We start from the raw sequence: 14,924 nt of genomic DNA, 5'->3' as shown, positions 1-14,924 counted from the left end.
AATTTATAAGATTATTTGTATAAACGCGTTATGTGCTGTCCTGCGGAGAATCAACAGAAGGTCTATGTTGTTTGGCATAAGCACTAGGAGAGCATCCGATTTTTGCTTTAAAGCTCTTTCTAAAATATTCGGGATCATTGAAACCGACCATATACGCAATTTCATTGATTTGAAATTTATGATCCTGCAGCAGTTGTTGTGCACGTTTCAAGCGGATCTCTTTAATCAAATCGTTCATGCTATAGCCTGTCAGTGCTTTCATTTTACGATAAAGCTGTGCTCTACTGAGTCCAATCGCTTGGCAAATATTCTCAATTTTCAAGTCGGAATCCTGAACATGTGTCTCTATATAGATAAGTACTTTTTGAAGGAGTACTTCATCCGGCGATTGAGGATCTATTTTTGTCGGTTCGATAGCAACCTGTTGCTTAAATTTTTCTTGTATGTGAAAACGCGTCAGAAGCTGGTTTCGCACTTTTAGGGCCAAGACAGGTAAGTGAAAAGGCTTGACCATATAATCGTCTGCTCCCGTTTCCAGTCCTTCTACCTCATATTCAACCCAGGTTCGGGCAGTAAGTAGAATAACCGGAATATGCCGGAGCAAGGTGTCGGATTTTACCTGGCGTGTAAACGATATACCATCGATCTTGGGCATCATGACATCACTGATGATCAAGTCAGGTACGTGTGTTTTCGCAATTTTTAGCCCCTGCTCACCATTTGGAGCTTCCAGAATGTCGTAATCGCTACGAAAGAATTGTGCTAGATAACTCCGCATTTGGTCATTATCTTCGACTAAAAGTAAGGTGCATTTGCGCGGAAGCAACGGGAGTTGATCTACGCCGCCTTTCGAAGGGAAATCCGATACTGTAGAGGCGGAGGCATTAAGTGTAGACGTCTCCCCTCCTGGTATTGTTCCAGTTATACGATTATGCTCGATAGGTAACAATATACGGAATATGGTCAACTTATTTCGTTTCGTATTGGCACGGCTTTCTGCAGTCAGCTTACCACCATGCATTTCGACGAGCGTCTTACTGTAGCTTAGTCCGAGTCCTGTACCGCCGGGAACGGTGGATCGACCTTGGAGGAAAGGTTTAAAAATACGTTCTAAATCCTCTGGAGAAATGCCTTTTCCATTGTCTATAACGTCTATACGTAAATGTTCATCATTTTGCAGGATACGCACTTTGATCATATCGCCGCCGTCTGTAAATTTAAGGGCGTTAGATAAGAGATTGTATAATACCTTCTCTATTTTATCCGCGTCTAGTGTCGCATATATTTCTGGTTGTGATGATGTTACTTTTAGACGCACTTTCTTTTGGCGCGCCTGTTGCGAAAATGAATCAACAACTTTTTGGACGAGTGCGAGAAGTTCTGTTTTTTCGATATGTAGTTCCTCATTTCCGGTTTCGAAACGACGGATATCTAATAATTGATTTACCGTTTTCAGGAGATGCTGTCCGTTCGTTTCCATGGTTTGGAGCTGTTCCTGTACCTGTAAATCCTGTCCTCCCCAAGTTTTCAATTGTTGTATGGGCGAAAGGATTAGCGTAAGTGGGGTTTTTATCTCATGAGAAATATTGGTAAAAAACTGTACTTTGCTTTCGTGAAGTTCCCTTTCTTTTTCGTGCAAGATTGCTTCATAATTGAGTTTTGATTTCAGTTTGGCATATCGGGTGATATAATAATAAAAAGCATATAAGAGGAGTAAAAAAATAAGGGTATATAAAATATAGGCTCCTGTACTGGCCCAAAAGGCGGGAGCTACAGAAATGGATAGTTCCGTCGGAACCGTAGCCCATACGCCGTCGCTATTAGATGCCTTTACTTTGAATATATAGTCACCCGGAGCCAGATTAGAATAGCTGGCCACTCTTTTATTGGCATCGACGTATATCCAATCTTTGTCAAAACCCTTTAACATATAGGCGTATTGATTACCGGCTGGGTTAACAAAATGTAAAGCCGCGAATTCAATGCTGATGCTTTTATCCTCGTAGGTAAGCGCTATAGATGGACTGAGATAAAGTGGTCTTTCCAATACGATCCTACCATTAACCTGTTGGTTTACTTCTACCGGTTGGTTGAGAATGCGAAGTTCGGTAAGAACAACTTTGGGAGGCGTTTTATTGGTGCGTATACTGTCTGGACAGAAATGGTTTATACCCTTGTTACCTCCAAAATAAAGCCTATTTTCCTGAAGGCTTCGATAAACTGCACCGTCTGCGAATTCGTTACTTTGTAGACCGTCTTGTTTCGAAAATGTACGGATGTCCAATGTATTTTTATCGATGCGCGAGATGCCTTGCTTATGACTGGCCCAAATAAAACCATTATTATCTTCCGTGATGCCGGCAATGGTTCCTTTTGGCCAAAGGTCTCCAAGTTGGGAAAGTTGTTGCACACTATCGCTTTGGGGGGTATAGCAATCCAATCCATTGCCTGTTCCAATCCAGATACGATTTTCACTATCCTCAAATATACTGTAGATACGGTTATCACTCAAAGCGGTTGCCGTTTGATTTCCATGGTGCAACGTACGGAGAAGCTTGAGTTGATTGTCATGGCTTTCCCTAAAAATGAAGATACCTGCTCCTTCCGTTCCCGCCCATATTTGCCCCTTACCATCAATAAAGATAGTCCAGACATGTTGTTGGGTAAGAACACTACTAAGATCAAAGGTCTCCATTTTTTGATTACGACGGTTGAACTTGGAAATACCATTCCATGTGGCTAACCAAATATCCCCGTCCGCATCTTCCGCCATACCATACACCCCTGTATTTAATGCAGACGGATCTCCGATTCGTTCGATGAGCCCACGTTGCGGATCGTAACGATCTAACCCATTTTGGCTTCCAATCCAAATATAACCTTCTGCATCACAAAATACTTTCTTGATATAGTTGTTCTGAATGGAATGTACCTTTAGCGGGTCATGTTGAAAATGTTGATATTGCCCGTTTTTTTTAACAAGGGTTACACCTTTACTACGCGTACCAACCCAAAGGTTTCCATCTTTATCCTCTGTTATGGAGCGAACAATGTTTTCGATAAGGGAATTGGTATGGTCTGGATCATGATAAAGATAATGGAACGGGCTAGCATCGAGATAACTGCGATTGATGCCATTGCTATAGGTTCCTAACCAGATAACCTGTTGATCGTCTAAAAAAATATCGCTGACATACGCGTCATTGATAGACCAGGGATTCCCCGCGTCCACTGTGTATGTTTTCTGCTTTCCGGAGGGGAGATGTGTTTCCACCAATGTGGTAGAAAGATTATCCAGATGCCACCGCGTTTGTTGATAGCTAAAGCTAACTTGGAGGCGATGGTTGCGTCGGCTTATTTTGTCCATCAGCTCCGGCGGGCAATCGTCTACTGGAAGACGTTCAAAGTCGTCTGTTTCATAATGGTAACGGCAAAGGTATTGTTCATCGAACGTAGATATCCATAAGTCACCTTTGCTGTCCGTTAAAATATTATGTATGCGGTTGTTGATCAAGCTCCTTGGATTATGGGCATCATATCGATAAACACGTATATTATAGCCATCATATCGACAAAGTCCTGACCAGGTTCCAAACCACATAAACCCATGTTTGTCTTTTGCAATGCCATGTATAGTACTTTGCGGTAATCCGTTTTCGGAGGTGATATGGTCGAATTTAAGTTGCAAAAATTGAGCATGGCTATATAATCCCATACTCATCAAGAGCAGAAGTGCAATTGTTTTGATAATCGTTAGACTTTCGGTTAGCATTGCCCTTACCATAAGGGTCTAAAGTACAAAAAAAGCTTAATAACTCCATCCCGTCCTGTCTTGATAAAAACAATATTGGCTGTAACAGATAGATATTTATGTTGTTTGAGACATTTTTACAGGGAATTTGAGCAATTTTTACTGCCTCCGGTTCGCGGTCTGAGATAGCTTTGTAATACGCTGACCACCATACCAGGTTGCTTTAAGCTAACAGCAATTATACAGATGTAAAATGTATCGGTAAAAAATGGTCCAATATAAACAACAAGCTTAATATCATGGAAATAAAATAATAGGATTTGTTAACCAACCTTAAATTATAGTAACATGGAAACGTTATATATTTCTTCACGTGCACGCGGTACCATAAATGCTGCATTGATTAAGATGATAAAAATCAATGATTTTTCGGCAACGCCTAAATATATACAGGTAGCCGATGCTATTGTAGAGGCTATCAAGCATAAGGTCATTGAAATCGGGGATGCGCTACCGTCCATTAATGATTTAAGTTATCAGCTGCAAATAGCACGAGATACCGTGGAAAAAGGATACCGAAAATTACGTATGGAAGAGATTATTAAATCTTCCCCCGGTAAGGGTTATTTCGTTGCGAAAGAGCAAACTTTCCGTTTGCGGATAGCCGTATTCTTAAATAAATTAAGTTCCCACAAAAAAATTGTTTACGATGCGCTTGCGAGTAAATTGGGCAATGAAGCGGCTATAGATCTTTTTGTATATAATAGCGATATTACACATCTGCGTACACTACTGCAAAACCTGTCCCAGACGTATGATTACTATGTGGTGTTCCCCTATTTTAAAGAAGGAAGGGAAAAAGCAGCAGAGGTGCTGTCTGTTATTCCAACTGATAAGTTGTTGTTATTGGGAAGGGATGTAGAAGGCGTTGACGGGGAGTTTCCAATTGTTTGTGAAAATCACGAGAAAGATATCTACGAAGCCTTGGAATCTATTCGGGAGCCGCTCTCGAAGTATAGCCTGCTTAAATTAGTGTTCCCTGATCATAGCGATTATCCGAAAGCCATTATTAAAGGCTTCTATAAGTTTTGTCAGGAATATGCTTTTGACCATCTTTTGGTCGGCAATCTGCAAGAAGAACAGATAGAAAAAGAAACATGTTATATTAATCTGGCCGAAGACGATTTATTTCATCTATTGGATAAGGTGAATGCGAAAGGGTTGGAAATCGGTCAGGATATTGGTGTTATTTCCTATAATGAGACACCTCTCAAAAAATTTATATTGAATGGTATCACGACTATTTCCACGGATTTTCGTTTAATGGGGGAGTACGCGGCGACCAGTATTTTAGATGGCTTGAAAAGCCGCTTAGAGGTGCCCTTTTATACCGTCTTACGTGCGTCTGTGTAAATAAGATTATTTACGTTTAGTCCTGTGACAGGACGCCGCAGGATGCAAAATTTTAATTTGTTTAGTAGCTTAGCCTTGCTTTTAAAGAGGATGAATTAAACCTATGTTTTCACTAAAAACAAACACATATATCATATCATTGCTGTTGTTGTGTAGCACTTTATCGAGTTATGCGCAGCGTGTAAAAGAGGTACGGTATCTATCCGGTACGGATAACGAGCATACCGTGGATTGGGATTTTTGGGTAACAGGCGGAAGAAAAGCAGGGGAGTGGTCGAAAATTGCTGTGCCTAGCCATTGGGAACAACAGGGCTTTGGTTCCTATAACTATGGTCGGGACTATGTGACCTATGGCAAGAATTTTCGTTTCCATGAAGAAAAAGGAATTTATCGCCATGCGTTTGACGTACCAGCACATTGGAAAGATCAAAAGATCGTCCTTGTTTTTGAAGGGTCCATGACGGATACCGAGGTGGAGATTAACGGAAAATCGGCAGGAGATATTCATCAAGGGTCTTTTTATAGGTTTAAATACGATATCACCGATAAGATTCATTTTGGAGGAAAAAATACATTAGGCGTAACCGTGTCAAAAATGTCGGAAGACAATACCGTGAACAATGCGGAGCGGTTAGCTGACTATTGGATTTTTGGCGGGATATATAGACCGGTGTATTTGGAAGCAACACCCAAAGCACATATTACCTGGACGGCCATTGATGCCAAGGCGAATGGTTCGTTTAAGAGCAATATTTATTTAGAGAATATTCAAGAAAATTCGACTTTACGTGTAGACCTAAAAGATAAAGAAGGGCAGATAATCGGAACAAAAAGTATGAAGGTAGCCCCTTCCGATTCGGTGAAATTGGTGACGTTGGACGTCAATCAGCCTAATTTATGGACAGCAGAAACACCGCACTTATACCATGCTGTATTCACGTTAGAAAATGGCCGCGAAGAAAGTTATCAAACTACGGAACGTTTTGGGTTTCGCACAGTCGAAGTCCGTCAAGGCGATGGAATATATGTGAACGGTGTGAAAGTGAAAATGAAAGGCGTAAACCGCCATGTGTGGTGGCCGGAAACCGGTCGTTCTGTAAACCGACAATTGGATTTGAACGACGTGAAGTTGATCAAGGAGATGAATATGAACGCTGTACGCTGTTCACACTATCCGCCCGACAAAGCATTTTTAGAATACTGTGATTCTTTGGGACTTTATGTATTAGACGAACTGGCCGGATGGCAAAAAGCTTATGGAACACCTGTGGGAAAGAAACTCGTCAAAGAGATGATCATACGAGATGTGAACCATCCATCTATCGTACTATGGAGCAATGGTAACGAAGGCGGTCATAATAAAGAATTGGTCAATGAATACGCAAAGTATGATTTATCCGCACGTACGGTCATTCATGCCCACCATCGGCCGGGAAATGCTATTAACGGAATCGATGGAAATCATTATGAAGATTATTATTCCACAAAAAAAATACTGGAAGGTCCGAATATTTATATGACGACAGAATTTCTGCATGCACAGGACGATGGTGGCGCTGCGGCTGGATTAGCAGACATCTGGGAATTACATTGGGAAGCGAAGCTTGGAGGAGGTGGTTTTATCTGGAATTTTGCCGACGAAGGTATTGTCCGCACGGATTTTAACGGGGCGATTGATGTAAACCGGGTAAATGCACCAGATGGTATTTTAGGACCTTACCGCCAAAAGGAAGGAAGTTTCTTTGCCATCAAAGAGATTTTTTCTCCGGTTCATATCAAGATGAAGAAACTTCCACAAGATTTTGATGGAAACATCGCAGTGGAAAACCGCTATCATCATACGGACCTTTCTGCATGTACATTTCAGTATAAGTTAGTCAAATACCAACAGCCCTATGCCGATGCGATAGGGATAATGGAGGAAACCATACACGATGTAGAGGTTCCGATGATAAAACCTACCGAAAAAGGAGTACTGCAACTGCGCCTTGCTAATAACTGGAAATCGTATGACGCGTTGCTACTGACAGCTACTGATCCGCATGGGCAGGAAATATATACTTGGTCGTGGCGTATTCGGGATAATGCTGCTATAGCCAAGGCTATTTTGCCTATAAAGACCGAGACAGCAGTGGAGCTTACGGAAGATAGTGCGCATTATATATTAAAAGCAAACGGTATTACTGCATTTATTGCAAAAGAAACTGGTTTGTTGGTAGATCTGGCAAACGACTATAGCATGAAAATGGCTTTTGGAAACGGTCCGATATTGATTGATGGTGAATATACATTGAAAGGTGTAACAACGGCGTCCGTAGGAAAAAACAAAGTGGTGGAATTTGATTTTGACGGCCAATTGGATCACATACGTTGGACGATGCAACCCGATGGCTGGCTAAAATTGGATTACAGTTACCAGATGAATGGAAAACGACCTTATGCCGGGGTAAGTTTTAATTTTCCGGAAAACTATATCATTACGGCGAAGTGGTTGGGTAATGGGCCTTATCGCGTATGGAAAAACCGACTACAGGGGGTGACCTTAAATACTTGGGAAAATATGTACAATGATTCCAGGGCTGGAATCGGCCCTTGGGAATTTCCGGAATTTAAAGGATATTTCTCGGATGTAAGCTGGGTGCAATTTAATACAACACAAGGCAAATTCCTAGTGGTCACGGAGCAGGACGATATGTATTTACGTTTGTTCGATTTTTATGGAATTTTTGGCCCGCAGCATTACCCCAAGCTACCCGAAGGCGATATTTCCTTTTTGGATGCAATTCCGGCAATTGGAACCAAGTTAGCCATGGGGATTAATAACAGACCGGAGGTTAACGGTCCGGCAGGTGAAATGACAGTATTGGATAAATCGGTATCCCGTACACTATATTTCTATTTTGGAACACCTCGAGGCGAAAAAGAAAACACACAATTTGTAATGCCTAAAGAGAATATCTTGACCGATTAGGGCGGTTTTAGGCATTGAAGATACTCTTTTAGTTTTTAGTTTAGTTAAGTTAGCTTGGGTTGGTCAACGATGATTGTTGGCCAACTTTTTTATAGAACTATGATGTCGAGTTTCATTGCTAAATGCCATAACAAAGTTTTTACATATATCTATAAAAGCGACATATAAGCTTTTTACTATTAATAACACCATATTATTAACCGATTTTCTTTGGATGTACAGGACACTACAGGTTGCCTGTGCTGCTATTTGTTAATAGTTTAGGGATTGTAAATTAATAAAGTTAACAGTAATAGAGCTAGCGAGCTGACCGAAAAAAAAGAATATGAAAAGTACAATCTTTATAATCACCATGTTATTTGTAAGCCTTACTTCGCTGAATGTAGTAAATGGGCAGGATCGTTTTCCGGATGGAACACCCGTCTCTGGCTGGTTTAAAAAAGTAGAGCCGACGCGTATAGCATCATTAGGAAAATTATACCGTATTACGGATTTTGGTATTGGGCAAGATAGTACGGTGCTTCAAACGGAAAAAATTCAAGCGGTCATAGACAAGGCGTATGAAGCCGGAGGAGGAGTAATCGTTATACCAAAAGGTATATTTTTAAGCGGTTCTTTGTTCTTTAAACCTAAAACCCATCTTCATCTAGAAGAAGGTGCGGTGCTGAAAGGGAGTGATGATATCAGCCATTTTGAACTATTGATGACGCGCATGGAAGGACAGACGGTGAAATATTTTGCGGCGTTGGTAAATGCAGATAAAGTCGATGGTTTTACCGTGTCGGGGAAAGGGACGTTGGACGGAAATGGACTTCGGTATTGGAAAGCTTTTTGGCTTCGCAGGGGATTCAATCCAAACTGCACCAATATGGACGAAATGCGTCCCCGTGTATTGTATGTTTCCAACAGCAAGGATGTACAAATCTCGGGTATACGTTTAAAGAACTCTCCTTTCTGGACATCGCACTATTACCGTTGTGAAAATCTAAAATTAATCGATTTGCATATTACAGCACCTGAAAAACCCGTTAAAGCGCCTAGTTCGGATGCGGTCGATTTGGATGCCTGCCATAATGTGCTGATAAAAAATTGTTATATGTCGGTTAATGACGATGCCATAGCCTTAAAAGGGGGCAAGGGGCCGCAGGCAGATAAAGATCCCAATAATGGCAAGAATTATAATATTATTATCGAAGATTGCACGTTTGGCTTCTGTCATAGTACCTTAACCTGTGGTAGTGAGTCAATCCACAGTTACAATGTAATCTACCGAAACAATACACTCGATGGTGCGAAACGGATGCTGCAGTTAAAAATGCGTCCGGATACACCACAGGAATATGAGAATATCTTGATCGAGAATGTCAAAGGGACCGCAGATATCATGTTGTTTATTCGTCCTTGGACACAGTTTTTTGATTTAAAAGGCGAAAAGGATATTAAATTGTCTTACGCACGAAACATCATTCTCCGAAATATCGAATTAGATTGCAATGTATTATTTGACGTAAGTAATTCCAATCAGTACAAACTGTCCAATTTTACGTTTGAAAATATGACTATCAAGGCGAAAAGGCCGAATATCAATCAAGATTATATCGAGAACTTTACGCTTAAAAATGTTGTGGTGAACGGTAAAAAAGTTGCGCAGAAATAGTTGTAAACAGACCTGATATGAAGAAAACGCTAAACAAAACGAAAATTCCATCTATATGGGAAGCGGTAATGAAAACCGTATTGGTCGGTGTTGTTGTATTGATGACTATACCCCTGTCCGCGCAACGTCTGATGGAACATTTAGATCGGGGATTAGTAGCCGTCAAGACATCGGATAACAGTACCTTCATCAGTTGGCGATTGCTCGCAACAGACGAGTACAACCTTCCTTTTCACCTTTATCGGCAATACGGAAAAGGGAAAAAGATACGTTTGACTGATCAACCCTTGACGAAAGGAACAAACTTCGAAGACAAACAAGTTGATTTAGCGAACGATGTCACCTATACCTTGGTCAGCCTTCAAAATCAGCAGGAAAAGAACGAGGCTGAGCTAAAACTTGACAAAAATACACCCGTAAGACAGTATCTTGAGATTCCATTACGGACCCCGACAGGTTATACTCCGGGCGATGCGTCGGTAGGCGATCTAGATGGCGATGGTACCTATGAAATTATCATACATCAAACAGGAAAGGGACATGACAATTCCCATAACGGTATTACTACTGATCCGATTTTTCAGGCGTATAAATTAGATGGTACGTTTCTTTGGGAAATTAATCTCGGAAAAAATATCCGGGAAGGAGCGCATTATACCCAGTTTATGGTGTATGATTTAGATGGCGATGGATATGCGGAATTTGTTTGCAAAACAGCAGATGGCACAAAAGATGGTCTTGGAAAGGTAATTGGGAATGCCGATGCGGATTGGCGGGATACGGACAGTAACTCATCCACCTACGGCCGCATTTTAAAAGGCCCCGAATACCTTACGGTTTTTGATGGACGTACCGGAGAGGCGGTCAGTACGGTGGATTACTTGCCTGAAAGGGGTGACCTGCGCGCTTGGGGAGATATGCGCGCGAATCGATCGGAGCGTTATTTGGCAGCTATTGCTTATCTGGATGGAACGAATCCCAGTCTTGTTATGACACGAGGCTACTATGAACGGACGGCACTGGCGGCTTGGGATTTTAAAGATGGAAAACTAGTAAGCCGTTGGGTTTTTGATACCAAGACAGGTAAACATCCTTATGCCGGACAAGGTTATCATAGTCTTGCGGTCGCCGATGTTGATGAAGATGGAAAAGATGAAATCATATTTGGTGCGATGTGTATTGACGACGATGGTACCGGACTATATACAACCGGCTTGGGCCATGGTGATGCGTTGCATGTAACCGATTTAGATCCAGATCGACCGGGATTAGAGGCATTTGGTATACATGAATTAAAAGGTGGCCGGAAAGGTGTAGGAGCGGCACTTCGTGACGCCCGAACAGGAGAGGTACTCTTTAAAGGTGCGATTGATCAGGATGTAGGGAGAGGAGTAGCGGCCAATATTGATCCCAACCATCGAGGTGCCTATATGTGGTGGTTAGGTTCAAAGGTAATGTATGATATGGAAGGGAACCCTGTGGGACCACCACCGCGTTCCGCCAATTTTCTTATCTGGTGGGATGGTGATTTGAGTCGGGAGCTATTGAACAGTAATTATATTGAAAAATATAAAGAAGGTGTTATTTTTAGGGCAGAAGGCGCTTCATCGATTAACGGAACAAAAAGTACACCGAATTTGAGTGCCGACATCTTGGGCGATTGGCGAGAAGAGCTTATCATCCGGTCGGATGATAATCAATCGCTACGGATATATACGACAACTATCCCGACAGAACACCGTCTGTATACGTTGATGCATGATCCTGTATACCGTTTAAGTGTCGCCTGGCAAAATGTGGCTTATAATCAACCGCCTCACACCGGTTTTTATCTTGGGACCGGGATGACTTTGCCAGTTAAGGCGTCAGATATACGTATTGTAAAACCAGGTCGAGCGTTAAAAACAAAGAAATAAGTGCGATATGCAGATGATAAAACAATTAACCATCGTATTATTGGGTATATGTCTCTTCTCTTTCGGGATACAGGATCGACCGACCATTTACTTGATTGGAGATTCCACCGTTAGAAATAGCAATCAAGAGTATTGGGGATGGGGCTCGCTATTAGGAGCGTTTTTGGATACAACACAAGTGGCCGTGGCCAACCATGCTATGGCAGGTCGGAGTACACGTACCTTTCGTAAAGAAGGGCGCTGGGATCGAGTAAAAGAAAAGATGAAACCTGGAGATTACTTGCTGATTCAGTTTGGGCACAACGAGGGAAGTAAACCCGACACGACACGGCAAGGCTATCGAGGCGTTTTACGGGGCATCGGACAAGATTCTATTGCATTGGATTGGGGAAATGGAGAGATGGAAATAGTACACACCTACGGTGAAAATTTACGGCGTTTTGTACAGGAAGCTAAACAGATGGGTGCCTATCCGGTATTGCTTTCTATGATCCCCCGGAACCAATGGGATGAACAGGGACACGTGAAACGCGCCAATCAGGACTTTGGTTTATGGGCTCGACAGATTGCGGAAGAAGAGCAAATACCTTTCATCGATTTGAATGAAATTACCGCAAAAAAATATGATAAAATGGGGTCGGAACAGGTGAAGGCAAAGTATTTTCCGGGAGATCATACCCACACGAACTATCATGGAGCTATGGAAAATGCAGCTTCGGTTATAGAAGGATTGAAAAATATACAACATCCATTAGTAAAATATATAAAATGACGCACAGCAACAAAATAGTTATAGGGTTATCCGTTGTCTTATTGGTATGGAGTTTATGCTCTTTTGTCGGAAAAAAAGACAGACCTACTCTTTTTCTTATTGGAGATTCGACCGTGAAGACGGGGCGTGGAGATGGTTCCAATGGTCAGTGGGGATGGGGAAGCTTTATAGCAGACTATTTCAATCCGCAACAAATCGATGTGCAGAACAGAGCACTGGGTGGCACAAGTAGCCGGACATTTTATAACAATCCGAAACTGTGGCAGCAGGTATTGGATAGTATCCAGCCGGGTGATTACGTTATTATGCAATTTGGGCATAATGATGCCAGCCCCATTGTGGACACGCTGCGGGCGCGTGGTACTATCAAAGGAAATGGTAACGAGTATCGAGAAGTGAAAAATCCGCTATTGCACCAAAAAGAAATGGTTTATAGCTATGGATACTATTTACGCTTATTTGTAAAAAATATTCATGATAAGGAGGCAACCGCCATTATTTGCTCGCCGATTCCGCGTAATCGTTGGGAGGGAGATAAAGTAATCCGATCAGATTATGCCATATGGGCAAAGGAAGCAGCAGAACAGGCGGATGCTTTTTTTGTCCCGTTAGAAGACTTGATTGTTGCCGAATATGAAAAAAGAGGAAAAGAAGAAGTAGGAAGTTCATTTTTTGGTGCAAAGGATCATACCCATACCTTGAAAGCGGGGGCGGAGTTAAATGCTTCGTTAGTTGCAGGTTATCTTTCAGGAAATTCCGATATAGGATTGAAAAAGTATTTGAAAAAATAACTTAGGATAACAGCGAATAATGAAAACTTTAAGTATCCATCTTCTTTATTTTTTAGTTCTTCTACAAGTCGCATTTGCACAACGTGCCGATCGTCCGAATATCGTCTTAATTCTGGCAGACGATATGGGTTATTCGGATTTAGGTTGTTTTGGATCGGAAATACACACGCCGTATTTGGATAGTATGGCGCAGGGGGGCGTTAAAATGACAAATTTTTACAACGCTTCACGCTGTTGCCCGTCTCGAGCTTCGTTGCTTACCGGCGTATATCCACATCAAGCGGGAATAGGAGATATGATGAATACACGTCCCTATCCGGCGTATCAAGGATACTTGAACCGTGAGACAGTGACACTTGCAGAAGTTTTGGGAAGCGCCGGATATGGTACTTATATGACCGGGAAATGGCATGTAGGGCAGGCGCAGGAACACTGGCCGCTACAGCGTGGTTTCGATCAATTTTATGGTCTCATTGACGGAGCGAATAGCTATTTTGAGAATAGACCTTATCGTCCCAACCAAAAATTAACTATTGCCTTGGGTAATGAGGAAATAATGCCACCTCAGGACTACTATAGCACAGACGCATATACTGATTATGCCATTTCTTTTGTAGATCAGCACCTGCGGGAGAAAAAATCAGACCCATTCTTTTTATATATAGCTTATCAAGCCCCGCATTGGCCTCTACATGCCAAACCAGAAGATATCGCCCGTTATCAAGGTAAATATATGGATGGTTGGGAAGCTGTTCGGCAGCGAAGATTTGAAAAGCAGCAGGCATTGGGTTTGTTCCCGCCTTCGGCTACATTGTCGCCTTTAGATACCACCATCGGAGATTGGCAATCACTTTCATGGGAAGAAAAAGTGCGTTGGGATGAACGTATGTCGGTGTATGCGGCAATGGTAGATGCCATCGATCAAAATGTCGGTAGGCTAGTAGAGCATTTGCGTAAAAATGGTCAATTAGAGAATACCATTTTCCTATTTCTATCTGATAACGGTGCAAGCAACGAGACAATAACCAATCAAGGATTCACGGAAGAAATCCGGGCTGCTAATTTCTTTCCGGCAAGTCATCCGAAATCGTTTACGGCCTACGGGAAGGAAGGCGCTGTTGTGAGTAACACACCCTTTCGGAAGTTTAAACATTGGGAATTTGAAGGGGGGAATGCCACGGGTTTTATTGCCTATGGTCCTAACTATATTCCAAAAGGTTTGCAGATTGACCAACCTGCGCACCTGATTGATATTATGCCCTCTGTAGTGGAATGGGCGGATGCTGCTTATCCGAATGAATTAGCGGAACATGCGATCCAGCCTATGGAAGGAAAAGCTTTGCAGGCGATCTGGGACAATGAGCTAGTAAAAGAAAATCGAGCAATTTGCTTTGAACACGAAGGGAATAAAGCCGTTCGGAAAGGGGAATGGAAGTTAGTGGCGGAATATCCCGAGAATGTATGGTATCTCTATAATCTCGAGACCGATCGAACAGAAAATATCGATGTCAAAGAAAAATATCCAGAAGTTGTAAAGGAGCTATCGCAAGTTTATGACGCGTGGGCAAAACGTGTCGGCGTAATACCCTATCAAGAACTGGACAAGAAGCGGGGAAATGTGCGGTATCAATAATAAGTCAAAAAAGATAACCG

At 42.1% G+C, this 14,924-nt stretch carries 8 protein-coding genes; 7 read left to right on the top strand and 1 reads right to left on the bottom strand.

What is annotated here, in order from left to right; translation table 11 throughout:
• Positions 1-28: 28 nt before the first annotated feature.
• Positions 29-3,772, bottom strand: a complete 3,744-nt coding sequence (locus tag H8B21_RS02855) for a hybrid sensor histidine kinase/response regulator transcription factor (protein WP_190312261.1) — start codon at positions 3,770-3,772, stop codon at positions 29-31.
• A gap of 327 nt (positions 3,773-4,099) precedes the next feature.
• On the opposite strand from H8B21_RS02855, the gene H8B21_RS02850 reads away from it, so the two are divergent.
• From H8B21_RS02850 to H8B21_RS02820, 7 genes are all read left to right on the top strand, one after another.
• Complete coding sequence (locus H8B21_RS02850) at positions 4,100-5,164, top strand: GntR family transcriptional regulator (protein WP_223814798.1); 1,065 nt, start codon at positions 4,100-4,102, stop codon at positions 5,162-5,164.
• Positions 5,165-5,267: 103 nt separating this feature from the next.
• Positions 5,268-8,135 carry a glycoside hydrolase family 2 protein gene (locus tag H8B21_RS02845; RefSeq protein WP_190312260.1) on the top strand — a complete coding sequence of 956 codons (2,868 nt, stop codon included), beginning with the start codon at positions 5,268-5,270 and terminating at the stop codon, positions 8,133-8,135.
• Between the two features lie 325 nt (positions 8,136-8,460).
• Positions 8,461-9,792 (top strand): rhamnogalacturonidase, encoded by a 1,332-nt coding sequence (locus tag H8B21_RS02840; protein WP_190312259.1) that lies wholly within the window; start codon positions 8,461-8,463, stop codon positions 9,790-9,792.
• Positions 9,793-9,809: 17 nt separating this feature from the next.
• Positions 9,810-11,708: a rhamnogalacturonan lyase gene (locus H8B21_RS02835; RefSeq protein ID WP_317170361.1), complete on the top strand. Its 1,899-nt coding sequence runs from the start codon at positions 9,810-9,812 to the stop codon at positions 11,706-11,708.
• Between the two features lie 7 nt (positions 11,709-11,715).
• Complete coding sequence (locus H8B21_RS02830; RefSeq protein ID WP_223814797.1) at positions 11,716-12,480, top strand: rhamnogalacturonan acetylesterase; 765 nt, start codon at positions 11,716-11,718, stop codon at positions 12,478-12,480.
• The gene (locus H8B21_RS02825) at positions 12,477-13,271 is read left to right on the top strand and encodes a rhamnogalacturonan acetylesterase (protein WP_190312258.1); all 795 of its coding nucleotides are present in this window, start codon (positions 12,477-12,479) and stop codon (positions 13,269-13,271) included. Before H8B21_RS02830 ends, H8B21_RS02825 begins: the two co-directional genes overlap by 4 nt.
• A 19-nt stretch (positions 13,272-13,290) precedes the next feature.
• On the top strand, positions 13,291-14,904 hold the full coding sequence (locus H8B21_RS02820; protein ID WP_190312257.1) for an arylsulfatase: 1,614 nt from the start codon (positions 13,291-13,293) through the stop codon (positions 14,902-14,904).
• The last annotated feature ends 20 nt before the right edge of the window (positions 14,905-14,924 follow it).

Source organism: Sphingobacterium chuzhouense (genome assembly GCF_014692525.1).
GTDB lineage: Bacteria > Bacteroidota > Bacteroidia > Sphingobacteriales > Sphingobacteriaceae > Sphingobacterium > Sphingobacterium chuzhouense.
Note: the sequence above shows the minus strand (reverse complement) of the source record. Positions and strands in the feature narration are given on the sequence as shown.

Bases quoted from the DNA above. Each gene is read 5' to 3' on its own strand.
- H8B21_RS02830 (WP_223814797.1), top strand. From the start codon at position 11,716: ATGCAGATGATAAAACAATTAACCATCGTATTATTGGGTATATGTCTC.
- H8B21_RS02840 (WP_190312259.1), top strand. From the start codon at position 8,461: ATGAAAAGTACAATCTTTATAATCACCATGTTATTTGTAAGCCTTACT.
- H8B21_RS02850 (WP_223814798.1), top strand. From the start codon at position 4,100: ATGGAAACGTTATATATTTCTTCACGTGCACGCGGTACCATAAATGCT.
- H8B21_RS02820 (WP_190312257.1), top strand. From the start codon at position 13,291: ATGAAAACTTTAAGTATCCATCTTCTTTATTTTTTAGTTCTTCTACAA.
- H8B21_RS02845 (WP_190312260.1), top strand. From the start codon at position 5,268: ATGTTTTCACTAAAAACAAACACATATATCATATCATTGCTGTTGTTG.
- H8B21_RS02825 (WP_190312258.1), top strand. From the start codon at position 12,477: ATGACGCACAGCAACAAAATAGTTATAGGGTTATCCGTTGTCTTATTG.
- H8B21_RS02855 (WP_190312261.1), bottom strand. From the start codon at position 3,772: ATGCTAACCGAAAGTCTAACGATTATCAAAACAATTGCACTTCTGCTC.
- H8B21_RS02835 (WP_317170361.1), top strand. From the start codon at position 9,810: ATGAAGAAAACGCTAAACAAAACGAAAATTCCATCTATATGGGAAGCG.